Source organism: Paenibacillus sp. 11B (genome assembly GCF_030487755.1).
Lineage (GTDB): Bacteria > Bacillota > Bacilli > Paenibacillales > Paenibacillaceae > Paenibacillus > Paenibacillus vandeheii.
This window is the reverse complement of record NZ_JAUKNS010000003.1, coordinates 149,849-176,250: the sequence shown is the minus strand read 5'-3', so window position 1 is coordinate 176,250 and position 26,402 is coordinate 149,849. Positions and strand designations below refer to the sequence as shown.

The window sequence follows — 26,402 nt, the reverse complement described above, 5'->3', positions numbered from 1 at the left end:
CATGGCTAAAGACATTAAATTCAGTGAAGACGCTCGTCGTTCCATGCTTCGTGGTGTGGACGCATTGGCTAATGCAGTAAAAGTAACACTCGGTCCTAAAGGCCGTAACGTGGTTCTGGAGAAAAAATTCGGAAGCCCGCTGATCACGAATGACGGTGTAACGATTGCTAAAGAAATCGAACTGGAAGATGCATTCGAGAACATGGGTGCACAACTGGTTAAAGAAGTAGCAACCAAAACCAATGATGTTGCCGGTGACGGTACAACAACTGCAACTGTATTGGCTCAAGCGCTGATCACAGAAGGTTTGAAAAACGTAACTGCAGGCGCTAGCCCAATCGGTATCCGTAAAGGGATCGACAAAGCGGTTAAAGCGGCTGTAGCTGAACTGCAATCCATCTCCAAACCAATTGAAACCAAACAATCCATTGCACAAGTTGCAGCAATTTCTGCAGCTGATGATGAAGTAGGCGAACTGATCGCTGAAGCTATGGAAAAAGTGGGTAAAGACGGCGTTATCACGGTTGAAGAATCCAAAGGATTCGCTACAGAGTTGGAAGTGGTTGAAGGTATGCAATTCGACCGCGGTTACATCTCTCCATACATGATCACAGATACGGACAAAATGGAAGCCGTTTTGGACAACCCGTACATCCTGATCACAGACAAAAAAATCTCCAGCACTCAGGACATTCTGCCATTGCTTGAAAAAATCGTTCAACAAGGCAAACCGCTTGTATTGATCGCTGAAGATATCGAAGGCGAAGCACTGGCGATGCTGGTTGTGAACAAATTGCGTGGTACATTCAACGCTGTAGCTGTTAAAGCTCCTGGCTTTGGTGACCGTCGTAAAGCAATGCTGCAAGATATCGCTGCCCTCACTGGTGGCCAATTGATCACGGAAGAACTGGGTCTGGACCTGAAATCCGCTGTTGTGGAACAACTGGGTACAGCTCGCCAAATCCGTGTAACCAAAGAAAACACAATCATCGTTGACGGTGCTGGTAACAAATCCGATATCGATGCACGTGTAAGCCAAATCCGTACACAACTGGAAGAAACAACTTCCGAGTTCGACAAAGAGAAACTGCAAGAGCGTCTGGCTAAATTGTCCGGCGGCGTAGCAGTAATCAAAGTCGGTGCGGCTACTGAAACAGAATTGAAAGAACGCAAACTTCGCATCGAAGATGCCCTGAACGCAACTCGCGCTGCGGTTGAAGAAGGTATCGTATCCGGTGGTGGTACAGCGCTTATGAACGTATACAACGCGGTTGCAGGAGTAGCCCTGTCCGGTGACGAGCAAACAGGCGTAAACATCGTCCTGCGTGCTTTGGAAGCACCAATCCGTACAATCGCAGCTAACGCTGGCGAAGAAGGTTCCGTAATCGTGGAACGTCTGAAAAAAGAACAAACTGGCGTAGGCTTCAACGCTGCGACTGGCGAGTGGGTTAACATGATCGAAGCAGGTATCGTTGACCCTGCGAAAGTAACACGTTATGCATTGCAAAACGCTGCTTCCGTAGCAGCAATGTTCCTGACTACTGAAGCAGTTATCGCTGACAAACCAGAACCTGCAGGCGCTGCTGGCGTTCCTGACATGGGCGGTATGGGTGGAATGGGCGGCATGATGTAATAAAGGTGTAAAAACCTTTGTAATGCCGATAGATGAAAGGCTCCCGAAAGGGAGCCTTTTATATATTTAGAGTAGGGTGCTTTGAATTATGTTTTAACACTGAATCGATATCTGTTAGCTTACTTCTTCGTATGTACAATGAAACATATATATGATTATATGGAATTTGATTGAGGAGGAAATGAATTGAGAAAGAGTACAAAGTGGACGTTGTGGATTCTTGGCTTGATGGTAGGTGCAATTTTCATCAATTTTTACATGAACCTATATAGTTTCGCTTATGCTTTGATTACTGTGCTTTTATTTGTATTCATGGGGTGGGGATTCTTGGCCAAGTTAAAGAACGACGTTCGTCAGCATGAAGATCACCATAGAAGAGAGCATCAATCTGCGATCGATGACATTGATCGATACACGAGGTAGTAATCAATGAGCATACCATACATAGCTGTGTTGTTAACAGGCAGACCACCATTTTTTATTAAGCAGTTTCATACCACACGTTAAGTCGTTCCTCAATGGAACGACTTGTTTGCACATTCGGAACTTATTTAACTGCTTTTATTCCAAAAGTAGAAATATCGTCTTGGATGCTGAAGCGATATTCAAATTCATTTCGAACAGTCGCTTCATCAAATTCACTCTGACTTACATCGCGATCTAATATGCCGATATCCTGAATCACGTCTTGCGCATCATTATATGTGTACTCGTTATTGGTTGTCAGAATAAGTGTAGCGATCGCAGTTAATAGGTTACCACCGGTTGGTTTACTGACATCACCAGACTCGTATAACATGACTTCCTGAACTTTTTGCTCTGAATTTAACACACCAACCATACGTAAATTGTCTTTGAAGATATACTCAAAGGTTTTTGTGCCATGTTCTGAGGCCTCTTTCACGTTCAAGACGGTTATACTCAGACCATTTAATCGGTATTTGCCTACGATTGAATTGAATTTGTTTTTGAACGCATCGGTAGTCATATTCAAAACAGAGAGAGCGGTCTGGTCTAGGTCATCATTGTTATTTTCAACTGTAGTATTCACTTTGTTCGTAGTCGAAGCCAACATACCATACATTCCTATAGAAGCAATTGCAAAACACATCGCTGTTAGCATAACGTGCTTTTTCGTTATCCGGTTATGCTTTCTTATGGATAAGATCATCAAAAGAAGAAAAACGAAGAAAACAATAAAGCCTAGTGTGAATAGTATTGTGAAAAACGCTTGCAACAAAATCTCACCTCGTAATACATCTTTATGTATTCTCATTATAATGTTGCTTTGGGAAACTTTAAACCTATACTCTTCATTTCAAAAAAAGCACTGCTGGCATACGGCCAGCTAATCAGGTACCCATACACCGGACACTTAGAAAAAGAAGTGTTTAGGGTATGGGTACCTTTGTAGTTGCCTTCTGTTCGTTATTACCTCAATCTCTGTTTAATCAGGCATGATCCAGACGATTTCGGCGATACGAACTAAGAATTTTTTGTGTCTTTCTTCCAGGACAACATGATCATGCTTAACAGCGACGACGCATCCATCAAGTCTGCCGCGAGTTGTTTCCAGGATAACCACTTTTCCCATCAGGGCCATCAGACTCTCGACTACGCAATGATCTACTGGGTGAACCACAATATTATGAGGCATGTGGTGCATTTGCTGCATATAAGGCGAGTTAGCCATATGATGCATCATTGGATAATTATTCAAAGTAAAACCTCCCAAATCATTTATAGGGCATTCTATGCGATGGCCTACCCAAATGACTGGGCGTTTGACCTGAAATCTGTTCATTTGGTAAATCTGAATGAGGCAGAACACATGTCAATAGGTCACCTTGTAAAATCATTTCTTCCATTTGTCTTACAAATGGTGTGATACGTTCTCACAATCAGTCTGCCGGAGCTGTTGAATTTTGATGTTCTTTTCATCTCCATTTCAGATTTCATTAAGGTAGCAGGGGTAAGATAAGTCTTGTAAACCCCTTCTCGTGTTAAATAGATGTGTGACTAGCCCCGTCGGATCCTCCGGCGGGGTACTTTTTTTCTCAGTTTACCGGTTGATGGTATGATAGATGAATACATAATGCTAATAACGGAGGGATGGTTCGTGGACCTGAGTCTGCATCCGCTGTTCAGACCCATTCAGATGAATGGGACAGGTAGGCACACGTATTACATGGAGCAAATACCTTCTGCACCCCTGATGGCTCATATAGCTTGTTATTGGGAATCCGGTTTGATTCTACAGTCTTCTAAGAAACCTGATATCGATGGAGGTATAGTTCAGCCTGATATGTCTGTACCTGCCCGGGTATTGCCGGATGGCTGCACGGACATGCTGATTACATACGACTCGGTCAGTTTGTTGCATTCTTATGGTTACTGTGGCAACTATACGCATCCGTTTGCTGTACCAGGGCCGTCTGATGCGCCTGCTTCTGCCGATTACACATTTGGGGTGCGCTTTTTCCCAGGTGGAGCATATGTCTTTCACGGTTTGCCGTTGGAGGAATTTACAGATAGACGAATTCCGCTTCATGAATGTTGGCCAGTCGAGCTGAGTGAGCTTCAGGAGCGGATGGCTGGAACGAAAAGCTTTAATGAACGAGTACAGGTGATGAATACCTATCTGAGTCCGCTATCCTTGCAACCCAATACATATGAGCATGATTTGATGAAAAACGTGCTTCACCGCATTTTTAAGGATGGGGGCCGCATGAGCGTCAGTGAGTTGGCGATGCGAGAGGTTGTCAGTGAACGCCAGCTGCATCGGAAGTTTGCAGAATGGGTTGGAGTCAGTCCAAAGAGATTCAGCGAGGTTGTTCGTTTTCACCGTGTCCTGGAAAGTATTCATCAGGGGCACACGGCAGATGGGGTAGCGCTGGCCCTGAATCATGGTTTCTATGACCAAGCCCATTTGATTCGTCAATTTCGTAAGTTCTATGGAGAAACCCCGCTCACTGCTGCCAAAGAATATCAACAAATGTTGTCCGATTTGTACAATAACTCGGTTGTCCCTTCCGTTATACTGAATGGTGAGAATGAATAGTAAAGGAGATATCATATATGAATGGAACATTGCAAATCAGAGATCATCTGCTAAGTGAATTGGAGACGGGCGTGCGAACGGGGGCTAGCCTGATCCGCTTGATTCGTCCGGAGGACTGGGCTTACCGCCCGCAGGACAATATGCGTTCACTGGTGGAACTGGTCCATCATTTTATTCAGATTACGGCTTCGGACCTTGCGATTATGCAGGAGGAAGGCGAAGCAGAGGTAGGCGTGGTGGAGAATAGTCTGTCAGGGATCGAAGATATTGAAAAACTGGAGTCAACCCTCTGGGCCAATTTGGAGGCCTACAAAGCGTATATCCTTTCATTAAGCGAAGAAGATCTGCTGAACCGCTCAACTAAAGCATTCTATATGGAGCATGGTCATTTACAAGTCCAATGGCAGATTGAAACGCTAACGCATGTGTTCCATCACCGTTCACAGCTTTATAATTATCTCAAACAGCAGGGACATGAGTTGAACTTTTTCATGCTTTATGCGTAAGAATCTTAGAAAATGAGTTTGTGTGTCATTGGCTCCGCCGGATGATCTGGTGGGGCTTTTTGGTTTGTAAATCTAGCACCTCTATCAAAATGTACGTTATCACACGGTCACTTCACCGTTACATTCATAGATTTCATACATAGAATACGGTATCCAAGCCAAAAGGAGGTGATTTCCATGGCCATCCTTTTACCGCAACAATTTTATGCCTTAGGGGCTAGTGTGGGTAAATCGTATTATGAAAACCTTGCTGGAGGCACGAATGCCAGCATCACAGTGAACAATTTTGGTCCTTTTCCGGTAGACCTGGTTGTAACTCGTGTTAACGCTCCAGTGATTACGTATATGATCCCTACTGGCAACAGCCTTACGTTGTCTGTTGACTTGCTGCTCGTAGCTGCTCTGCTGACTACTCCCGCAGGTGCTTCAACAGGCACAATTCAAATCGCAACATCTGATTTCTAATGAAATCAGGGTGCTTTGAGAACCTCTGTCGGACATGTTGTCCGCAGAGGTTTTTTTCTTTTTTTATGGCTGCATCTGGGGTGGTAGTGATATTATATTAGGGTCTTTATAAATTTAATTAGTTGTTATAGGAATGTTTGATATTCTTATTTCAAACGAAAGGGAGATTATAATTTTGAAAAAGATGTTGTTGTACGTTTTGGGGTTGACCTTGTGTTTATTGTTTTTCATGCCTTTACACACTTCAGATGCAGCCTCTTCAATGAGGACCTTGGAGTTTGGGAATGGAGTAACTTATTATGGTGAAACCAAGAATGGCAAGCCTCATGGCTATGGAACGATGACCTGGAGTAAGAGCAAAACTTATAAGGGAAATTGGGTATCAGGCGAACGTTCGGGGTATGGTATCTACAAAGCTGTGACGAGTGACGACGACCGTGTTACAGACCTCAAGTATGATGGCTTTTGGAAGAATGACAAAAGGGAGGGAAAAGGAGAATTGGAGATCAGAGAAATATCCTACGAAGCGGTTATGCTTGAAAATCGTATTCAGAAAGGGACATTTTCCAAGGATCAGTGGATTTCAGGATATGATGTTCGTCATGGAGAATATGACCCACCTTATTATTTTGCGTATAAGGATTCAAATATAAGTCTTAAAATACTGGGCGATGCCGGAAATATTTTAGACGGATTGAAGAGCGGTTATTTCTCCTCATTTACATACCAAAAAGGAAAAGTATATAGAAATGTTGGCGTTGGGGGTGAATTCAGCCAGAAGCAGTTTAATTCTTTTATCAAAAGTGTAGAAAAAGAAATTAAGCCTTATATCAATCAATTTGAGAAACTGGCACAGAAATTATAGCTATTAATCTTGAGTGATGTAACTTGTGCAATCATATTTTTGTTTACAAAGGCTGCAATTCGAGTAATTTATTGTAGAAGTAGTAGTATACTGATGTTGTGAAACAGGAGGTTATTGGATTATGGATAGAACAAATGAAACCGATAGAATGGAAAGAACAACGTTTCTTGAAACGGAGCGGCTTGTATTCTCGATTTGGAATGAAGAAGACCGTGCCCTGGCATTTGCTCTATGGGGAGATCATGAGGTAACGAAGTGGATCAGCAGCAAGGGATTTTTGAGTGAGGATGAAGTAGAAGCTCGGCTGACGCAAGAAATAAAAAGGCAGGAGGAAGTGGAGGTGCAATACTGGCCTTTCTTTGAAAAGGAATCGGGAGTGTTTGTCGGTTGCTGTGGCTTGCGCCCGTATTCTCCGGAAGAAAACATATATGAACTGGGATTTCATCTTACCAGAGACTACTGGGGCAAGGGTTATGCGATGGAGGCTTCACGAGCGGTGATTGATTATGCATTCGAAGAATTGAAGGTTAAAGCGCTGTTTGCCGGGCATCATCCGGACAATGAGGCATCCCGTCACATGCTGTCCAAGCTGGGTTTCCAATATGTACGCGACGAGCGCTATGAACCGACAGGATTGATGCACCCGTCCTATTTGCTGAAAAGGGAGTAGAATCCTTTGCACATTCAGGCCAGCTCAAAGTCTTTAAATGTATAGCCTGAATGGATGGATAGAAGCGGTGACCGGAATTATTTGGTAAATGGGCTTTTCATCGTTTTTTTATTTCATTTTCAGCTTCTATTAAGGTAGCAGAGGTAAGATTATTCTTGTAAACCCCTTCTCGTGTTAGATAGATGTGTGACTGACCTCGCCGGACGCCGGTGAGGTATTTTTTTGTTTTATTTTATAAAAAATACATAAAACAAACACAAACAAAAATAAATGAGTTTATATATCTGTGTATCATTGACTTATAAAGATAAACAAAGGTATAATGAATGTGAAAAAAGGAACTTACTATGTACGTGACAGCCATTCTATTTTTAACCTAAGGAGAGAATGATGATGAACGTGACCCTTACCAAAGAAACTACGCAGGCTGCTGGATTCCATATCCCATTTGTCCGTGAGATGGCGGAGATTACTCAACATATGTGGAAAAATGGATGGGATGAACGCAATGGCGGCAATGTCAGCTATTTGCTGGAGGAAGAGGACGTTGCCCAATATATTGATATCAACCATGTGATCCGCAAGATCAAACCTGCCTTTTCGACGCAGGAGCTGGCAGGCAAGTATGTTATCGTGACCGCTTCGGGCAAATATTTCAAAAATGTGCTGGCTGATCCGGAGAGCAATCTGGGATTGCTGCGTGTCTCGAAGGATGGACAGGAGCTTGAGGTGCTGTGGGGTCTGAAGTCGGGAGCGAGCCCGACGAGTGAATTGCCTACGCATTTTATGAGTCATATCGAACGTTTGAAAGTGGACCCGAACCATCGGGTTGTCATGCATAACCATGCGACTCATGTGCTGGCAATGACCTTTATCCATGATCTGGATGAGATGAAGTTCACAAAGACGCTGTGGCAGATGTGTACGGAGTGTGTAGTCGTTTTCCCGGATGGCGTTGGCATTATTCCGTGGATGGTGCCTGGATCGAATGAAATCGGACGAAAAACGGCTGAAAAAATGAAGCAATATCACGCGGTCATTTGGCCGCAGCATGGGATATTTGGAACGGGCACAACGGTCGATGAAGCTTTTGGCCTGATTGAGACCATTGAGAAGGCAGCCCAGGTATATATGCTGGTTGCAGGTCATGAGATCAGACAGCGAATTACGGATCAGCAGCTAGCTACATTAGCTCAGGCTTTCGGTGTCACTCCACGTCCTGGTATATTGGGCACGGAGGTTTAACAAATCGAGATCGTATAAAAGAAAGAGTTCCAACACAGCCTAATATGAATGGTCTTTGGTTTATTAAACCGAAGGCCATTTCCTTTTTTTCGGCGAACAAACGCCGTTTTGGTTCAAAAAAGTTCAAAAATCTAATAAAGCGCGGCTTTGTTATCGATTATTGAATCGTAGAATGCATTATCACACGCTGGCGAAATTCAGGTGAAATGACTTATTGTCAATGCCTCAGCGATTTTGCATAATAACAATGCTTCACAGATGATTGATGGAAGGAAGTTATGATCATGCTTGGCAAAATGAAGAGAATCTTAATAGGCAAGCCTATGAAATCGGCTGAATTGGATGCAGAAAAATTGGGGAAATGGAAGGCACTCGCCATCCTGTCCTCCGATGCCCTATCGTCCGTTGCCTACGGTACGGAACAGATCTTACTGGTGCTCATTGCGGCCGGAGTCGCGGCCTTGTGGTACTCTGTTCCAATCTCCATCGCCGTGTTGGGATTACTCGTCATTTTAATTTTTTCCTACCGCCAGACGATTTTTGCTTATCCAACAGGAGGCGGCGCGTATATCGTTGCCAAGGATAATCTCGGTACGGCTCCGAGCCTGATTGCCGGAGGATCTTTGCTGGTCGATTATATTCTGACGGTTGCGGTAAGCTCGTCTGCAGGGACCGATGCGATTACATCTGCCTTTCCGATGCTTCATGATTACAGCATAATCATTGCATTGATTATGATTGTGTTTCTGACGATTATGAATTTGCGGGGAGTGACGGAATCTGCTTCCGTGCTGGCGATCCCTATATATCTGTTTATCTTTTCCATTGCGATTCTGATTATATCCGGGGGCATCAAATTTCTCGTTGGTGGCATGGAGGCTGCGGCCCCTGAATTCGGAACGACGATGTCTCATGTGAGTCTGTTTCTGTTGCTGAAGGCATTCAGCTCGGGATGTTCCGCTTTGACCGGGGTTGAGGCAGTGAGTAACGCGATTCCAAACTTTAAGCAGCCTGCCGAGAAAAATGCAGCAGGAACCTTGATGCTGATGGGATGTATACTGGGAGCCATGTTTATCGGTATCACGTTACTTGCTTATGGTTACGGGGTAAAGCCTGATCCCAAAGCCACAGTCATTTCCCAGATTGCCGAAGCTACGTTTGGCAGGGGTACAATGTATTTTATTATTCAGGGTGTAACGGCACTGATCCTGTTTCTGGCAGCCAATACGGCGTATTCCGCTTTTCCGCTGCTGTCCTTCATGATGGCAAAAGATAAATATATGCCGCATATGTTTATGGTTAGAGGAGACCGCCTCGGCTTCTCGAACGGTATTATTTTTCTCAGTGTAATGTCTGCCCTGCTGGTTGTCGGATTCAAAGGAAACACGGAAAGCCTGATACCGCTCTACGCAGTGGGTGTGTTCATTCCATTCACGCTGTCGCAGCTGGGCATGATGATTCGCTGGATCAAAGTCAAACCGTCCGGCTGGGGTGTGAAGCTGCTCGTCAATACAATTGGTATGCTGACCACTTTGTCGATTACATTGATTTTTATTTTCACCAAGTTCACGCAAACATGGGTTATCTTTATTTTCCTGCCGCTCGTCGTCTATGTATTCATGCGCATTCACCGTCATTATTGCAACATCGCAGATGAATTGCGGATTGATATCAAGCTGGAGAAACCGGTGAGAAAGGGCAATACCATCGTTATTCCGGTGGCTGGCATTACACGAGTCGTGATGAACACGATCAGTTACGCGCAGACGATGTCTGACCAGGTGGTTGCCTTGTATATCGGGTTTGATGATGAAGCGATTCGTAAAATGGAGCAGAAGTGGGAGGAGTGGAATCCTGGCGTTCGTCTGGTTGTGATTAAATCGAGATACCGCAGCATTATGGGGCCGCTCAAGAAATTCATTGATACCGTGGAATGGAAAACCGCCGAGACGGACCATATCACCATTCTGATTCCACAGTTCATCACCAAGCATTGGTGGCAAAATGTACTGCATAACCAGACCAGCTTCATGATTCGTGCCTATCTGATCAACTATAAAGATGTGATTGTGACGACTGTACCGTATCATCTCAATCGTTAAAAGGCTTCATCTACAATAGGCAATGGCATGAGAAAAGTATGTGATTTTCTTACTATTCATCCATTTTATTATAAAATTTAAACTGAACATTTTGCGTTTACATTAAATATCCAGTTTTATGTAAAATTTATTGAGTTTATATCAAATTTTTGTTCATCTTCTCTTTACAGACAAAACTGCAGGAACATTCCCGAACCAAGGGAGTTCTTGCGGTTTTTTGCTGTTCACTGACCCTGGTTTGAAGTCTATTTAAAGTCCTTTGTTTGGTAAAGCCACTTGTCCACGATTAACGCTGCGTTGATTCAGAACGGATGCTGCTGTGACAGTTGGCTTTTACACTAGATAACGTGGGTGATAAGTTCACACACCGAATGCGTAGATCAAGGGGGAAGAAAATCCGATGAGTGAGCTTGACAACCGGATCGGCTTGCCTGCTGCCAGACGGCGCGTAACCAATACGAGTCAGCGCCGGACAGCTTCGCTGCGTGTGCAGCGGATACGGGAGAACATGCTGGCCTATGGTTTCCTGGCACCATCGCTGCTTTTATTCGCAGTGTTCCTGTTTTATCCGATGTTTAAATCGGTGTACCTAAGTATGCATTCCACGGACCCTACCGGACAGATTGCAGCTTATGTGGGGCTAGACAATTTTAAGGCGGTATTCCAGTCCGGATTGTTCCTGCAGGGGATGAAAGTAACGCTGTTGTTCGTTCTGTTTACCGTGCCAACGGGCATGCTCGCTGCTCTGATTCTGGCGGCACTGACCCACAACCGATTCAAGGGGATGCGCGTGTTTCAGTTTGTATTCTCTCTGCCTGTGGTGTTATCTGTTGGTTCTTCGGCGGTCATCTGGAAGTTTCTGTTCCATCCGACCTTGGGCATGCTGAATTATTTATTAGGAAAAGTAGGAATTGACCCGATTCCCTGGCTAACCAGCCCGGATTGGGCGTTAATATCGATTTCCATCATGACGATTTGGATGAATCTCGGATTCAATTATATTATTTTGTCCAGTGGATTACAGGGCATCCCGGAAGAAATTTATGAGAGCGCAAAGATTGATGGCGCAGGTCCTTTGCTTACTTTTCGCAAAATCTCGATGCCACTGCTGTCGCCAACCCTGTTTTTCGTGACCGTAGTATCGATCATTGGTGCGTTCCAATCATTTGGTCAGATCAACATTCTTACCCGGGGCGGCCCGATGGACAGTACCAATGTATTCGTCTATTCCATCTATCAGGAAGCATTCGTTAATTTCCGATTCGGGACGGGCAGTGCGCAGGCACTTATCCTGTTCGCGGTGATTATGCTGCTGACCCTGATTCAGTTCAAATGGGTGGAAAGGAAAGTGCATTACCAATGAGAACACCATGGACGAAAACATTGCTGTATGTGTTGCTTACAATTTGTGCGGCGCTTGTGCTGTATCCGGTGCTGTACACCTTTTTCATGGCCGTGATGACGCCGGAGGATGCCAGTGCGTATCCGCCGCACATCATACCGCGGTCCATAGACCTGTCCAATTTCGCTGAAGTATTCGATATCGTCCCGATTGGTTCATTTATCGGTAATACGTTCCTCGTTGCAGGACTGACGATGTTAGGTCAGCTTGTTACGGCGAGCATGGCGGCCTATGCATTCGCGAAAATGGAGTTTAAGGGCAAGAACATCATCTTCAGCATGTTTGTAGCCACGATGATGATTCCTTGGGAAGTCACCATGATCCCAAACTACTTGACGGTGCGCAGTTGGGGCTGGCTTGATACGTATCAAGGGCTGACCATACCGTTCCTGGCAACGGCGTTTGGTACATTCCTGCTGAGACAATTCTTCATGCAGCTTCCGAAAGAGTTGTTTGAAGCGGCGAAGATCGATGGCTGCGGACACATCCGCTACTTCGTATCCCATGTTCTGCCACTGTCCCGTCCGGCACTTGGAACACTGGCGATCTATTCATTCCTGAGTATGTACAACTCATATCTGTGGCCATTGCTCGTCACGAATACGCCGGAGATGAGGACGGTACAGATCGGGATCTCGATGCTGGAGTTCCAGGAATCCACCGCATGGAATCTGGTGTTTGCCGGTACGGCTATGGTGATTCTGCCATCGCTTCTGCTTCTGGTTTTCGGTTTGAAACAGCTTGTCCGCGGTATGGCAGCAGGCGCGCTGAAGGGATAGTAGGAGTAAGGTTTGTTTTAAGGATTTAAAAGGTTGGCGGTTTGGATACCAGGAGCGAATAAACAAGGCTCACTCTTGAAATAAGATGTTGAGAAGATATACCACGGTAGTAGTGGAGGGGACGAAATCGATTCTGAAGAAGCGAAGCGTTCGCCTTTATCTCCGGATTTTCCCCTTTGAAGGGGAATGAAAAAAAATCCGGAGATAACAGCGATCGAAAGAACGATTCGTAACCGTAACGGCCACTCCGTGTCATCTCCAAGATTTTATTTTGAAGTGAGTCCCAAAAAAGGAGAGCGATTATGATCGGGTTTCGTTTGAAAAAAAGAGGTACATTTGCACTGATGCTGGCTGCACTGATGTTGGTACTGGCCGCTTGCGGCGGAAAAACCGAAACGACAAGCACAACGAGCGGAGCGCAGGCGGATGCCGCAGCTGCTGAACCGGTACAACTGACATGGTGGCATTCGATGTCGGGCGCAGGGGAGAAAGCCATTAACCAACTCGCTTCCGATTTCAACGCAAGTCACCCGGACATTCAGGTAAAGCCGATCTATCAGGGGAAATACGATGAGAGCCTGAACAAACTCAAAGCTTCCATGGGCTCGGACAGCGGCCCGGACATTATCCAGGTATATGAGATTGGCAGCAAGTTCATGATCGACTCGGGCATGATTACGCCAGTACAGCAATTTATTGATAAAGACAAGTTTGACTTGTCCCAACTGGAACCAAACATCATCCGTTATTACACCATTGACGGCAAATTGAATGCAATGCCTTTTAACACATCGAACCCGATTTTGTACTATAACAAGGACATGTTCAAAGCAGCCGGTTTGGACCCGGAGAACCCGCCTAAGACATACGAGGAGTTTGAGCAAGCAGCCAAAGCACTGGCGAAAGACGGTAAACCCGGCGCATCCATGGCGATCTATGGCTGGTTTATGGAACAATTCTTCGCGAACCAGAATGCAGATTATGTAAACAATGGTAACGGTAGAACCGGCGCAGCGACTGAATCCTTGCTGAACTCCGAAGCTGGCGTGAAGACTTTGACATGGTGGAAAAAGATGATGGACGAGAAGACCGTCTCCAATCTGGGACGTAGCACAGACGATACGACCGCTGCATTTACTGCGCAACAAATCGGCATGACGCTGGATTCTACCGCTGGATTGCGCAAAATTGTAGAGGGTGCTGGTGGCAAGTTTGAGCTGGGAACAGGCTTCCTGCCTCGTCCTGCTGATGCCAAAGAAGGTGGCGTCGTGGTTGGTGGCGCAAGCTTGTATATCATGAACAACAAATCCGATGCTCAACAGCAAGCCGCTTGGGAATTCATCAAGTATCTGGCAACACCTGCGGTACAAGCCAACTGGAGCGTTGCGACAGGATACTTCCCTATTACGACAGCAGCCTACGATGAGCAAGTATTAAAGGATAATATGGCGAAGTACCCGCAATTCCAGACAGCAGTCGACCAATTGCACGCTTCCGCGGATTCGACAGCAACATCCGGGGCCGTTATGGGTGTATTCCCCGAAGCCCGTCAAATTGTCGAAGGAGCGATCGAGACGGTTCTGAATGGACAAGGAACTCCACAAGACGCATTGGATGCAGCAGCGAAGCAAATTACAGACAAGATTGCACAGTATAACAGCACGGTGAAGAAGTAACTTATTGCTTGAAAGAGGATAAACTTCAAGCTGGGTTTAGCAAAATTGAAATGTATAGCTTAACTTAGGGTGTTATAACGAAGTGAGATGTATGCGATGGTCAATCCTGACTGTCGCATCGTTTTGCTGTGAAAAGATCTAAGAGCAGAATCGCTTAAAGGCGAATTGTAGATAGGGATATCTATCTATAAATGTCGAATACAGAGATTTGAATCTTTTATATGTTAGTTAAAGTTACTCAATATAGGCTGTTATACACAGATTTTTGATGTAAAAGTGATGGAAGTGAAATTAGATAGTTGTTATGTACTACTTTTTTACGTTTTTTTATTTCTACTTATATTCTTTTGTGATGTATATGTTCTATTTTATATCATATGAAAAGAATATTGTTTACACGTAATAATACTTCAGTTATCTTATATTCGAACTAATGTCCAAGCTTAATGAACAAATGATTACGAATTTAAAACATGGAGGTAGGTAAAAGATGCATGTTCTGCAAATAAAGAGGTGGCTCAGGTTGTTTCTGGCTATGGTCCTGCTCATCACAGGTGCCATTCCGGCTGGATTGTTCAGCAGTAAGGCAGCCGCCGCGGATGAGCCGTTAACGGTTGCTCAGGCAATTGCTCGCAGCAATGATGGATTACCGGCGACGGTAGAAGGGTACGTGATCGGATATTTTAACAATAATTCCAAAAACCAACTTCAATCCTCACCCCCGTTCAGTGGAGGAAGTAACTTTGGATTGGCGGACAATCCAGGTGAAACAGACTTAAATAAGATCATGTCTGTTCAAATCCCTAGTGCTACTTCAATACGAAATACGTTTGGATTGGATAGTAACCCCGATCTTCTTGGCAAGAAAGTTAGGGTAACGAATGGAACACTAGCTTCCTATCTCGCTCTTCCTGGCCTCAAATATGACTCCACTTCAACAACCTTCCAACTAATCGATGAGACTCCTGTAACCAAAGTGGAAAATGTAACAGCCAATCCTACTTCAGGCGCAGTTCCAACAGGGACCAAGGTGGCCTTGGAAACATCTACTGTCGGTGCAACTGTATACTACAAGCAGAATACGGACGCTAATTATCTTCCCTACACCGTGCCCATCACGGTAAATGAGGCAACGCACATTGAAACCTACGCGGCTAAAGAGGGGATAGACAATAGTGATGTTACAAGTTTCGATTACACCCTCGTCGACACAACTCCTATTCCAATCTCTGAGGCAAGAAAAGCAACTGAAAACAGCACCGTTACCGTTCAAGGTATTGTAACCTATAGTGAATTATCTGGTGTATTCAATCTGTATATTCAGGATAACGATGCCGGGATCGTTGTGCGCGGCAATGCTTCTGGTGTGGAAGTTGGAGACCGGATAGAAGCCTACGGCCCAATTACGATCTACAACGGCCTAGTCCAAGTTGAAGCAAGCAAATCCGGATTTCAGGGTGGCTATATTCGGACTGTCGAAAAGTCACAGGATCTACCTTCACCTGTATCGCTCAACTCATCCCATTTTGCTCCGGGTGCGGGGGGGAGTAAGGGTTCTGGAGGGCAGTATGAAGGGATGCTTGTCGAAGTAAACAATATTCAAGTGACAAAAAGCAACACGCCCACTTACACGGCGACAGATGAACAAGGCGGGGAAATGCTGATTTATGCTAAAAACAGCCCGTCTGCTCTCTCCGTTGGCAAATCGTATCATAAAGTGACAGGAGTCTTGACTTACCATTCCACTTACGGTCTGGAGTTGATTCCTCGAACGGCGTCGGATATTCTGGAAGATCTGCTCTCCGTAACAGCGAGCACACCTTCCGGTGGCATTGTGAAAGGAACGGAAGTTACGTTGACTTCTCCATATGTTGGTGCCCAAATTTTCTATACACTGGACGGTTCCGAACCAACTGTGAATTCCATGAAATACACACAGCCTATTACGATTAATCAAGATCAAATCATTAAAGCTGTTGCCACTGCTGATAGCAGAGTAAGCACCATTTTTTCTTTTGAGTATACTGCGGTGGATCGGGTGGATGGTGTACGTATTCACGAAATTCAGGGGGCAGGCCATTATTCCATCTATGATGGATTGAATGTACAGAATGTAGATGGGATTGTTACATCTCTAGTTAACGCAGATTCATTCTATATTCAATCCATTCCTGGTCAGGAAGATGGAGATCTTGCAACTTCTGAGGGGATTTTAATCTATAAGAAAGATCATGGAATGAAAGTCAAGGACCAGGTAAAGGTTGCCGGCAAGGTGAAAGAGTATGCAGCAAGCGCAACAGACCTGCCAACCACTGAAATTGTAGCTTCTGAGATCACGTTGGAACAACCAAATGTTGAATTGCCACAACCCGTAATCATTGGAAAAGGTGGCCGCGTAATACCGAATGTCATTGATTCGGATGGATTGAGCGAATTCAACCCGGACGTGGATGCCATTGATTTCTATGAAAGTCTGGAAGGCATGCGTATTCAGTTAGATAATGCTACTATTCTTGGACCTTACTCCTACAATCCTGGATTAGCAGTGACGGTAGACAACGAACCTAATAATCCATTGAAGACTCCGGCAGGAGGATTAATCTTACGTGGAGACGGAACAGGAGAGTTTGAAAGTTCACTTAATCCTCAACGCTTGTTCATTAATAAAAAACCTTCTCAAGCTGTGACCACGGGTGATAAATTTACAGGTCCGATTAATGGTGTGCTTTCTTATTCGAGTAGTAATTATAAGGTCACGTTGGAAGGCGACTTGCCTCCGATTACGTCCAGTGGTTTACAACAGGCAACAACCTCAATTGAACCGCAACAAGACAAGCTGACCATTGCGACGTTCAATGTAGAGAACTTCAGTAAAAAGGATGCAACACGTGGAAATAAAATCGGCAAGATTATCGTTAACAATCTAAAAAGCCCTGATATTATAGGGATCATGGAAGTTCAGGATAACGATGGCGATACAAATAGCGGAAACACAGATGCGAGTGAAAGCTTCAAAACGCTTCTGGATGCAATTAAAAGTAATAATGGACCAAGCTATCAGTATACCGATATTGCGCCGCTAAATAATATGGATGGTGGAGCAACCGGAGGCAATATTCGTGTAGGTTTCCTGTACAATCCTGAGCGGGTATCCTTAAAAGCAGGTACCAAAGGAGATGCAACAACAGCATTGGCCCTTGATGCAAGTGGAGATCTGTCTCTGAATCCAGGACGAATTAAACCGAATAATGCTGCATTTGAAACTTCAAGAAAACCGCTCGCGGCAGAGTTTGATTTTAATGGTGAACGTGTAGTTGTTATCGCTAACCATTTCAACTCCAAAGGTGGGGATTTAGCTCCAGTTGGTAATGTCCAGCCTGCAACCCGCAAAAGTGAAGTGCAACGTGCGCAGCAAGCGACAATCGTCAATGAATTTGTAACTGAATTAATCGAAAAAGACCCTGAGGTGAATGTCGCTGTGCTTGGAGACTTCAATGACTTCCAGTTCTCCAAAACATTGAACATTGTTGAAGGCAATGAGCTGGACAATCTGGTAAACAAACTGCCAGAGGACAAACGTTATTCTTACATCTATGACGGAAACTCTCAGACACTGGATCACATTCTGGTGAGTAAAAATTTGTCCCAAACTGCTGCTATCGAAGCTGTTCATGTAAATGCTGATTTCGAAGACTCGCATGGACGCGTCAGTGACCATGATCCGCTGCTCGCGCAGCTAAGTATTGGAAGCACGGCAGAAGAGGGCGACTTTAACCTGCGAGTATTGCACACCAATGATACCCATGCGCATTTGGATAACATTCCGCGCCGTGTAACAGCGATTAAAGAAACACGCAATGATAACACCCTGGTGCTGGATGCAGGGGACGTCTTCTCGGGTACATTGTATTTCAATCTCTTTAACGGTCTGGCGGATCTGGAGTTTATGAACATGATCGGATACGATGCCATGACCTTCGGAAATCATGAGTTTGATAAAGGTCCTAGTGTGCTCAAGGATTTCGTTGAACAAGCGAACTTCCCATTCGTGAGTGCTAATATTGACTATACGAAGGATGCGAATTTGGGTGGCCTGTACAACAGTAACATCGGAAATCCAGGCGAGAATTCCCAAATCTATCCGGCTATTATTACAGAAGTAAACGGCGAAAAGGTCGGAATCTTTGGTTTGACGACACCGGATACCGTATCCCTGTCATCGCCGGGAGATGATCTGACGTTTAAGGATTACAAGACAAGTGCTCAAGCGACAGTGAAGATGCTGCAAGATGAAGGTATCAATAAAATTATTGCGCTGACGCATCTGGGTTACTCGGAAGACCTGAAGCTGGCAGAAGCGGTGGAAGGCATCGACATCGTGGTCGGTGGTCATTCACACACCATTTTGAACAAACCGGTGGTTGTAGATACTCACACTGATCCGACGCTTGTGGTACAGACAGGTGAGTATGATGTTTCATTGGGTCAACTGGATGTCGCATTTGATGAAGCAGGCGTATTGAAAACATGGAACGGCAAGTTGCTGAACCTGGATGCGAAGGATGCCTCTGGTGCATACGTCTACGCCAATGATCCGGAAGCAGCGGAGAAACTGGCAAGCTATGCCGAACCTCTGGCCGAGTTCAAAAAAGAAGTGATCGGTAAAACGAATGTACTTCTGGATGGAGAACGCGGCACTGTGCGCAAGCAGGAAACCAACCTCGGGAACCTGATGACAGACGGCATGTTGGAGAAAGTGAAATCCATCGTGAAAGAAAACGATGTTAAAGGATATGTTGCGATCCAAAACGGTGGAGGCATTCGAGCTTCATTCCAAGCAGGAGATATCACGTTGGGTGATCTGCTAACTGTAATGCCATTTGGCAACAACCTATCTGCGGTGAAAATGACAGGTAAGGAAATTACGGCTGCGCTAGAAAATGGCGTGAGTGGTGTGGAAACAGGAGAAGGACGCTTCCCGCAAGTTTCAGGTATGCGTTTCTACTACGATTCCACGAAGCCAGGCGAAAAAATTGATGCGACAACGAATACGGTGACCCAAGTAGGTCAACGCGTGGTCAAAGTACAGATTAAGAATGCGGACGGCACTTACACAGATATCGATCCAAACGGATACTACATCGTAGCGACGAACTCGTTTATGGCGAATGGCGGAGACTTCTACCGCGCCATGAGAGCGGCGAAGGATGACAACCGTTATTATGAGCTGAATCTGGTCGACTATGAAGTCTTCCATGAACATCTGGACCGTATAGGTACAGTAAATCAGACAACAGAAGGACGCATTACCGATCTGAAGGGTTCCCCTCTTCCGGGTAATGGAAATGGAAGTACCCCTGGTAACGGTGGTGGAAATAATGGAAGTAATCCGGGCAGTGGTAATAGTGGTGGAGGTACAACGACACCGACTACACCTGTAACACCAACGGATCCTACAACTCCGACCACTCCTACAACACCATCCGTTCCAGGTAATGGGAACGGTGGAGGTACTACACCAACGAATCCGGGTGTGATTTTGAAAGATATCGGCAACCACTGGGCGGCAGCTGCCATTGAGCAGGCCATTTCCCGGGGAATTGTGAATGGGTATCAGGACGGTAACTTCCGTCCGAATGCTCCGGCAACACGCGCCGAGTTCATTGTGATGCTGGCAAGAGCATTTGAACTTCCAGCCAGCACAAAGGCGTTGACGTTCAAGGATGCTTCCAAAATTCCGGCATGGGCACAGTCCTTTATTGCTCAGGCTGTGGACCAAGGAATCATCAGTGGATATACGGATGAGACGTTCCGTGCATCCGGCAAAGTATCGCGTGTGGAAATGACCGTTATGCTTGTAAGAGCATTGGGTCTTCCCGTTGATTCGAAATCCACATTAACCTTTGCAGATGCGAATAAAGTACCTGCATGGGCCGTACCTTACATCGCGGCTGCATATGATGCAGGACTGGTGAAGGGCACAGGCAAGAACTTGTTTAATCCGCTCGCTGAAGCAACTCGTGCTGAAGTTGTGACATTACTGATGTCAGCAAGTGAGCTACAGTCCAAGCAATAAGATCGAATCATGTGCCACCGGAGCAGAGCAAAAACGCAGTTTTATACTGCATGGCTAACTCCGATATTCAAACGAAAACGGCTTGCAGACTCTCATCTGCAAGCCGTTTTTTTACTAATTAATGACTGTTCATTTTCACTAGAGGAAGGTATAGTAGACAGGATTATAATGAAGGAGTGTTGACATGCAAGATCAACCGGTTTTAATCGCACTACTGGCTATCGCCGCAGGTATTTTCAGTTTGTTGGGTGGGATCAACAATTGGGATTGGTTTATGAGGAGTTTTCGAGCAGGTCTCTTTGTAAAAACGATTGGACGCCAGGGTGCAAGAGTGGTGTACGGTATTCTGGGAATTGTGCTGATAACCATTGGCGTATTATTGTTGCTGATTGGGTAAGCGTAGAAAAAGAAAAGAATTTGCAAAGCCTGAGTACATAATTCAGTTTCACAGCATTTAAGATGATAGGTAAAAGAAACAAAAAAGTATGTTCAGCTTATCCTTGAGATTTTCGAAGTTAGTTAGGGTGTGTCCTCAAATTCATTTAGGTAAGCTATATGATGATCTAGGTTAGCGTTTTAAAAAGTCTTGAAGCCCAAGTCGACTTATCCTGGGTAATGGGTAGACGGTTTTCTAAGGAACTCAGGACGCGTTATTTTGCCTGAAGGTCCTCTCTTTATAAAGTAAGGAACATCAGACACGTTATTTGCTAAAATCCATGAGGAAAACACTGCAAACGACTATTTTATTCTGACATAACGTGTCTCAGATTCCTTAGATTTCTGCAATCACTTCAAATTCTCGAATAAGACGTCTCCGATTCGTTAGCGCTCGCACCATGCTCTGCTCCAACAGAGAGAGAGAAGCTGACCCCGAATCCCATCTGGAGCGAAGCTTTTCATTTGGTTTCAGGTACACTTCGGCTTTTAGCATGTTTGAAGGCACGCCCTAGTAAAAGTTACACTAAAAAAAGCCCACCGAAAAAATTTCGGTGGGCTTTTTACCAAATTCAGGTTTATCCATCTCAATCTGGTTTAATTATCTTTTAAATCTTCTATGGAATTGATGTCCATATAGGTTGGTACAACCAGACCTGTTTTGGCACCGTCCATATTTGGACCGAGATCATCGATCTGATCCTTATACTTGTTGAAATAATCGGCAGAGGTGAGTGGCAACCATGCGGCTGGAGTTGCATCCACATCACCGTTGGCAATACCAGTCCACATTGGACCAATCTCTACCTGCAGGGAGGTTACTTTGTAACCCAGTTTTTCTTTCAGAATGTACTCCAGCAAGTTGGTACTTGCAATCTCGGAGTCCCAGGCTACGTAACTCAGTTTAATGGAATCTCCATTCACGGGGGTCAGCCCTTTGGTCCATTCAGCCACTTTGTCGCTATGTTTCTCGGCAAAAGCTGCTGCGGCTTTTTGGGGGTCTTCGCCATCCTGAATGGCAACCATGATTTCACCCATGTCCTCAGGTGTCCAAGAGAAGCGATCCAGGAATTCATATGCGACAGGTTTGTCTTCCTTTAACCCTTTGCGGGCAATGGTATGAATTTGTTCTGCTTCACCGTAGACACCTTCTGGATCGTCCAGATATTTCAGGTCATATGCGTTGAACATCCAATGCGGTGTCCAACCGGTAACAATAATCGGTTCTTTATTTTTAACGGCTTTATCCAGCGTAGCTGTCATTGCCGCTCCTGAACCTTCAACCAGCTTCCAGTCAGACAAACCGTATTTCTCAATAGCACTTGCAGTGGACTTCATAATTCCGGCACCTGGATCGATACCGATAATTTGGTGATCCACTTCATTACCCACATTGGCATTCGCTGATGGAGTAGAGGAAGCAGCTCCTGTTTCCAAGTCTGCAATCGAATTAACATCTGTCATGTACGCAGGAACAACGAGCCCTGTGCGTACACCGGTCATGTTGGCCCCCAGGTCATCCACCTGGTCTTTGTAACGTTCCCAGTAGTCAGCGTGAGTCAATGGCAGCCAGGCTGCTGGTGAGGCATCTACGTCGCCTGTGGCGACACCCGTCCACATTGGTCCAGCTTCAACTTGCAGGGCGTTAACTTTATAGCCAAGTTTGCTTTCCATGACATATTTCAACAGGTTGGTACTTGCGATCTCGGAATCCCAGGCTACATAGCCAAGTTTAAATGCATCACCGTTAACGGGTGTCAGACCTTTGGTCCATTCGTCAATCTGGTCTGCATGTTTCTCAGCGTAGTCTTTAGCAGCTTCTTCTGGTGATGTACCATTTTGGATGGCACTCATCATTTCGCCCATTTGATCTGATGTCCATTGGAATCGGGACAGGAATTCATAAGCAACCGGGTGATCCTCTTTCAAGCCTTTACGGGCAATGGTGTGAATTTCTTCTGCATCACCAAAAGATTTTTGCGGATCTTCCAGATATTTCAGATCATATTTGTTGAACATCCAGTGTGGAGTCCAGCCTGTAATAATGATCGGTTGTTCTGCTTTAATCGCTTTGTCCAGTGTGGCAGTCATCGCTGCACCAGATCCTTCAATCAGGGTCCAGTCTGTCAGATGATAATCTTCGATGGCTTTGGCAGTGGACTTCATAATGCCTGCACCCGGGTCAATACCAATGATCTGATAATTGACTTCTTCACCTACAGCACTAGCTGGTGTGTTGTTACCTCCGGCAGAAGAACTATTTCCACCAATGAAGTATTGTGAGAACCCTGCTACGAGTACAACCAATACTGCTGCGGCAGTAATCCAGGCTGTTTGCTTCGTTGAGAACCGGGAGCTCTTTTTGCGGCCTGGCATAAACAGATTTTGAGTGAAGCGGTCAAGCACGATTGCCAGTACCACGACAGCCAAACCTGCTTCAAAACCTTTACCAATCTGCAGCTGTGTTACAGCACGATAGACTTCCGCACCAATACCCTGTGCACCGATCATGGAAGCTATAACAACCATGGACAGCGACAGCATGATGGTTTGGTTAATCCCTGACATTACGGTAGGCAATGCAAGTGGAAGCTGTACTTTAAACAACTTTTGCATGGATGTGGAACCAAAAGCATCCGCTGCTTCAACCAGTTCGCCAGATACCTGCTTAATTCCGAGGTGAGTCAGACGAATTGTAGGCGGAATCGCGAATATAACGGATGCGATAACACCTGGAACCACACCAAGACTGAAGAAGGTTACCGCGGGCAGCAAGTAGACAAATGCAGGCATGGTCTGCATAAAGTCAAGCAATGGTGTGATAATCTGGGCTGCAGTTTTGCTGTATGCGAGCCAGATACCAACAGGCACACCGAGCAGGATGGATATCAATCCTGATGTAATAACGAGGCCAAGTGTGTCCATTGATTGGGACCAGTATCCGAGGTTATCTACGAGCAAGAAACCGATAACCGTAAACAGGGTCAGTGGTAATCGGCCAACAAGATATGCGAGTACACCGAGTATTACGATAAACAGGAGCGGATGGGGGAGCATGAACAGCCCGGAGAAAAATCCGACAACCTCCTGAATGACAACGGAAATGACTTTAAATAATCCGGAGAGCGAGGAGCTCATCCAGTCAACTATCGATTCAATCCACGATGCTAGTGGTATTTTGGGAATCATTCGCAAGTTCCTCCTTTACTGCAACTTCACCGCTTAGTGCGCCAAGCAGGGCACCGCGGACGATAACACCTTGCAGACGGCCAGTTTCGCCAACAACAGCGAGTGGCACATGGGCTGAACTTACAATTTCGAACAATTCATGAATCAGGGTATCCGGTGACACAGTTGGTCCATCCGTGATCAGAATGTCGTTCAACACTTTGTTTTCGCGCATCGCACGGGTTGCATCTTCAGCTGTAATGACACCAAGCAGTTTGATCGAACGGTCAATGACAAACAGGTTGGAAATACCACGTTCGCGCATTAATTCGAGGGCAACACGAGGACCACGGTCTAGCGTAATCGTTTCAGGACGTCTCATAACATGAGCTGCGGTAAGGACCTTGGACAAGTCCACGTCTTCGACGAAGCGGGCCACATATGAGTTGGCCGGTTGAATCATGATTTCTTCCGGAGTACCGATCTGCACGACTGCGCCGTCCTTCATGAGGGCAATACGATCGCCGATGCGCAGCGCTTCGTCCAAGTCATGGGTAATGAAAATAATGGTCTTTTTCATTTTATCCTGAAGCTCAATCAGTTCGTCCTGCATATCACGGCGAATCAGTGGATCTAGTGCACTGAATGCTTCGTCCATTAACAGGACTTCCGGGTCATTAGCCAGCGCACGGGCCAAACCTACACGCTGCTGCATACCGCCACTTAACTCATCCGGCATTTTATCTTCCCATCCCTTGAGGCCAACCAGTTCAAGCGACGTTTTTGCTTTTTCCCGACGTTCATTTTTATCTACCTTTTGAACTTCGAGTCCATACTCCACATTATCAAGAACGGTACGGTGCGGGAATAACGCAAACTTCTGGAATACCATGCTGATCGTTTTCCGACGCACTTCGCGCAATTGTTCTTTGTTCATTTTGCGTAAATCTTTACCATGGACAAGAATCTCTCCGGATGTCGGTTCAATCAGACGATTAAACATCCGAACAAGCGTCGACTTACCACTTCCGGACAGCCCCATGATGACGAAAATTTCACCTTCCTGAATCTCCATGTTGACCCGGTTGACACCAACCGTTATCTGTTTTTCTTTGGCCAACTTTTCTTTGCCCCAACCTTGCTCCAGTAATTGCAGACCTTGCTCGGTTTGGGGGCCAAACAGTTTACTTACATTCTTTACTTCAAGTATGGTCATGTTTTCACCCCTTCTGATGTGTTGTGCACTTCGAACGGCTTTCAGCATCCACAAGCCCATACACTTGTGCGCCCAGCCACGAAATCCGGTAATTGTTGCTTCGCTTCCCGTCTTTCTGGGTAACGTTTTGTATTCTAACAATACTTAACCTGTATAGCAACTGAATAAACAGTACATAATGTTCGTACAGTAAAAACTGTACAAAGTTTTCCGTCCATATGCTCTGTCATTCTCCTTATTCTGGCTAAGAAGACACCTTTACTTTTGATATCGCTTTTTCTACAATAGAAAATGTGCTGAATCTAAGCAGTTTTTTTTGGTTAAAAGATAGTCGTAGGCGTTTGCAACTTGGTAAAGCTCCCATGATATACATTGGGTAACCTAAAGCCTGTTGGCATATAGGATGTCCTGCCGGATACGTTCCCATGTAAGCAGGATCTTAAACAGTTGCAATTATTTTGCCGAGACTGGGAATGTTCAGAATGGAGGTTGCAAGCATGAGCTTGGACCATTTACAAGAGGAACAGCAGGCCACCGTTCTTAGAATCCGTAAACGCGTCATTGAAGCCATTGGGCGTAATATGGATCTCTACGGCGTTACGCTGTCCACGGGACACTTATATGGATTGCTTTTTTTTGCAGATAAACCTATGACCCTTGACGATATGGGCCGGGAAATGGAAATGAGCAAAACGAGCATGAGTACCGGCGTACGTACACTGCTGGATCTAAAAATGGTAAATAAAGTATGGAGCAAAGGCTCCCGGAAAGACCTATATGAAGTGGAGTATGACTGGCATCAGACGTTTACGGATTATTTTGTGATTAAATGGAGAAAAGCCGTGGAGAGTAACCTTCAGGTACTGCGCAAATCCATTGAAGAAATGAATCGTTTGATTTCTGATCTGGATGAACAAGCAGATGCTGAACTTCTTCATATCCTTAAGGAAGACAAGCATAAGGTGCTTCAAGCAGAGGCCTACTACAAATGGCTGGACCGCTTGATTGATACTATGGAAGATGAGGAAATATACAAATTGGTTCCAAAAGAAGAAATCAAGGAACATTAATAACAGCAAAGCAAAGGGCCCTTTCCAAATCGG

At 45.2% G+C, this 26,402-nt stretch carries 20 protein-coding genes; 15 read left to right on the top strand and 5 right to left on the bottom strand.

Annotated features, from left to right (window positions below; genetic code table 11):
- The first annotated feature begins 1 nt into the window (after window position 1).
- Window positions 2-1,633, top strand: a complete 1,632-nt coding sequence (gene groL / locus Q0V21_RS15830; protein WP_301879642.1) for a chaperonin GroEL — start codon at window positions 2-4, stop codon at window positions 1,631-1,633.
- 186 nt (window positions 1,634-1,819) lie between these two features.
- The gene (locus Q0V21_RS15825; RefSeq protein WP_079350857.1) at window positions 1,820-2,056 is read left to right on the top strand and encodes a hypothetical protein; all 237 of its coding nucleotides are present in this window, start codon (window positions 1,820-1,822) and stop codon (window positions 2,054-2,056) included.
- A 124-nt stretch (window positions 2,057-2,180) separates the two neighbouring features.
- Here the strand turns inward: Q0V21_RS15825 and Q0V21_RS15820 are convergent, their stop codons facing one another.
- Together Q0V21_RS15820 and Q0V21_RS15815 are read right to left on the bottom strand one after the other, a co-directional pair.
- Complete coding sequence (locus Q0V21_RS15820) at window positions 2,181-2,873, bottom strand: hypothetical protein (protein ID WP_301879641.1); 693 nt, start codon at window positions 2,871-2,873, stop codon at window positions 2,181-2,183.
- Between the two features lie 207 nt (window positions 2,874-3,080).
- Window positions 3,081-3,353, bottom strand: a complete 273-nt coding sequence (locus Q0V21_RS15815) for a DUF2642 domain-containing protein (RefSeq protein ID WP_301879640.1) — start codon at window positions 3,351-3,353, stop codon at window positions 3,081-3,083.
- A gap of 399 nt (window positions 3,354-3,752) precedes the next feature.
- Here Q0V21_RS15815 and Q0V21_RS15810 point away from each other — a divergent pair, with 399 nt between their 5' ends.
- The 12 genes from Q0V21_RS15810 (at window position 3,753) to Q0V21_RS15755 (ending at window position 20,877) form a co-directional block, all read left to right on the top strand.
- A complete protein-coding gene (locus Q0V21_RS15810; RefSeq protein WP_301879639.1) occupies window positions 3,753-4,694 on the top strand; it encodes an AraC family transcriptional regulator in 942 nt (313 codons plus the stop codon).
- Between the two features lie 17 nt (window positions 4,695-4,711).
- Window positions 4,712-5,200, top strand: a complete 489-nt coding sequence (locus tag Q0V21_RS15805; protein ID WP_024630740.1) for a DinB family protein — start codon at window positions 4,712-4,714, stop codon at window positions 5,198-5,200.
- A 177-nt stretch (window positions 5,201-5,377) separates the two neighbouring features.
- On the top strand, window positions 5,378-5,665 hold the full coding sequence (locus Q0V21_RS15800; RefSeq protein WP_301879638.1) for a hypothetical protein: 288 nt from the start codon (window positions 5,378-5,380) through the stop codon (window positions 5,663-5,665).
- A 184-nt stretch (window positions 5,666-5,849) separates the two neighbouring features.
- On the top strand, window positions 5,850-6,530 hold the full coding sequence (locus tag Q0V21_RS15795; RefSeq protein ID WP_301879798.1) for an MORN repeat-containing protein: 681 nt from the start codon (window positions 5,850-5,852) through the stop codon (window positions 6,528-6,530).
- A gap of 121 nt (window positions 6,531-6,651) precedes the next feature.
- Entirely contained in the window at window positions 6,652-7,200 is a 549-nt protein-coding gene (locus Q0V21_RS15790; RefSeq protein WP_301879637.1) for a GNAT family N-acetyltransferase, read from the top strand.
- Window positions 7,201-7,593: 393 nt separating this feature from the next.
- Complete coding sequence (rhaD, locus tag Q0V21_RS15785) at window positions 7,594-8,445, top strand: rhamnulose-1-phosphate aldolase (protein ID WP_301879796.1); 852 nt, start codon at window positions 7,594-7,596, stop codon at window positions 8,443-8,445.
- A 284-nt stretch (window positions 8,446-8,729) separates the two neighbouring features.
- Window positions 8,730-10,547, top strand: a complete 1,818-nt coding sequence (locus tag Q0V21_RS15780; protein WP_301879636.1) for an APC family permease — start codon at window positions 8,730-8,732, stop codon at window positions 10,545-10,547.
- 508 nt (window positions 10,548-11,055) lie between these two features.
- A complete protein-coding gene (locus Q0V21_RS15775) occupies window positions 11,056-11,910 on the top strand; it encodes a carbohydrate ABC transporter permease (protein WP_443146434.1) in 855 nt (284 codons plus the stop codon).
- Complete coding sequence (locus Q0V21_RS15770) at window positions 11,907-12,728, top strand: carbohydrate ABC transporter permease (protein ID WP_301879634.1); 822 nt, start codon at window positions 11,907-11,909, stop codon at window positions 12,726-12,728. The genes Q0V21_RS15775 and Q0V21_RS15770 overlap by 4 nt, the downstream gene beginning before the upstream one ends.
- Window positions 12,729-13,030: 302 nt before the next feature.
- Complete coding sequence (locus Q0V21_RS15765) at window positions 13,031-14,404, top strand: ABC transporter substrate-binding protein (protein WP_285075167.1); 1,374 nt, start codon at window positions 13,031-13,033, stop codon at window positions 14,402-14,404.
- A gap of 523 nt (window positions 14,405-14,927) precedes the next feature.
- Window positions 14,928-20,480 carry a 5'-nucleotidase C-terminal domain-containing protein gene (locus tag Q0V21_RS15760; RefSeq protein WP_301879633.1) on the top strand — a complete coding sequence of 1,851 codons (5,553 nt, stop codon included), beginning with the start codon at window positions 14,928-14,930 and terminating at the stop codon, window positions 20,478-20,480.
- 184 nt (window positions 20,481-20,664) lie between these two features.
- Window positions 20,665-20,877, top strand: coding sequence for an immunity 17 family protein (locus Q0V21_RS15755; protein ID WP_079350846.1), 213 nt, complete (start codon window positions 20,665-20,667; stop codon window positions 20,875-20,877).
- 375 nt (window positions 20,878-21,252) lie between these two features.
- Here the strand turns inward: Q0V21_RS15755 and Q0V21_RS15750 are convergent, their stop codons facing one another.
- The 3 genes from Q0V21_RS15750 to Q0V21_RS15740 form a co-directional block, all read right to left on the bottom strand.
- The gene (locus Q0V21_RS15750) at window positions 21,253-21,411 is read right to left on the bottom strand and encodes a hypothetical protein (RefSeq protein WP_301879632.1); all 159 of its coding nucleotides are present in this window, start codon (window positions 21,409-21,411) and stop codon (window positions 21,253-21,255) included.
- Between the two features lie 101 nt (window positions 21,412-21,512).
- Window positions 21,513-24,104 carry a glycine betaine ABC transporter substrate-binding protein gene (locus Q0V21_RS15745; RefSeq protein WP_301879631.1) on the bottom strand — a complete coding sequence of 864 codons (2,592 nt, stop codon included), beginning with the start codon at window positions 24,102-24,104 and terminating at the stop codon, window positions 21,513-21,515.
- Entirely contained in the window at window positions 24,070-25,299 is a 1,230-nt protein-coding gene (locus tag Q0V21_RS15740; RefSeq protein ID WP_024630729.1) for a quaternary amine ABC transporter ATP-binding protein, read from the bottom strand. Before Q0V21_RS15740 ends, Q0V21_RS15745 begins: the two co-directional genes overlap by 35 nt.
- Window positions 25,300-25,796: 497 nt before the next feature.
- Between Q0V21_RS15740 and Q0V21_RS15735 the strand changes: the two genes are divergently transcribed.
- Window positions 25,797-26,369 carry a GbsR/MarR family transcriptional regulator gene (locus Q0V21_RS15735; protein WP_079350844.1) on the top strand — a complete coding sequence of 191 codons (573 nt, stop codon included), beginning with the start codon at window positions 25,797-25,799 and terminating at the stop codon, window positions 26,367-26,369.
- Window positions 26,370-26,402 lie beyond the last annotated feature (33 nt).

Coding starts and splice junctions, on each gene's coding strand:
- Q0V21_RS15745 (WP_301879631.1), bottom strand. CDS start 24,104: ATGATTCCCAAAATACCACTAGCATCGTGGATTGAATCGATAGTTGAC.
- Q0V21_RS15765 (WP_285075167.1), top strand. CDS start 13,031: ATGATCGGGTTTCGTTTGAAAAAAAGAGGTACATTTGCACTGATGCTG.
- Q0V21_RS15775 (WP_443146434.1), top strand. CDS start 11,056: ATGCTGGCCTATGGTTTCCTGGCACCATCGCTGCTTTTATTCGCAGTG.
- Q0V21_RS15755 (WP_079350846.1), top strand. CDS start 20,665: ATGCAAGATCAACCGGTTTTAATCGCACTACTGGCTATCGCCGCAGGT.
- Q0V21_RS15805 (WP_024630740.1), top strand. CDS start 4,712: ATGAATGGAACATTGCAAATCAGAGATCATCTGCTAAGTGAATTGGAG.
- Q0V21_RS15740 (WP_024630729.1), bottom strand. CDS start 25,299: ATGACCATACTTGAAGTAAAGAATGTAAGTAAACTGTTTGGCCCCCAA.
- rhaD (WP_301879796.1), top strand. CDS start 7,594: ATGAACGTGACCCTTACCAAAGAAACTACGCAGGCTGCTGGATTCCAT.
- Q0V21_RS15795 (WP_301879798.1), top strand. CDS start 5,850: ATGTTGTTGTACGTTTTGGGGTTGACCTTGTGTTTATTGTTTTTCATG.
- Q0V21_RS15800 (WP_301879638.1), top strand. CDS start 5,378: ATGGCCATCCTTTTACCGCAACAATTTTATGCCTTAGGGGCTAGTGTG.
- Q0V21_RS15735 (WP_079350844.1), top strand. CDS start 25,797: ATGAGCTTGGACCATTTACAAGAGGAACAGCAGGCCACCGTTCTTAGA.
- Q0V21_RS15770 (WP_301879634.1), top strand. CDS start 11,907: ATGAGAACACCATGGACGAAAACATTGCTGTATGTGTTGCTTACAATT.
- Q0V21_RS15790 (WP_301879637.1), top strand. CDS start 6,652: ATGGATAGAACAAATGAAACCGATAGAATGGAAAGAACAACGTTTCTT.
- groL (WP_301879642.1), top strand. CDS start 2: ATGGCTAAAGACATTAAATTCAGTGAAGACGCTCGTCGTTCCATGCTT.
- Q0V21_RS15750 (WP_301879632.1), bottom strand. CDS start 21,411: ATGCTAAAAGCCGAAGTGTACCTGAAACCAAATGAAAAGCTTCGCTCC.
- Q0V21_RS15780 (WP_301879636.1), top strand. CDS start 8,730: ATGCTTGGCAAAATGAAGAGAATCTTAATAGGCAAGCCTATGAAATCG.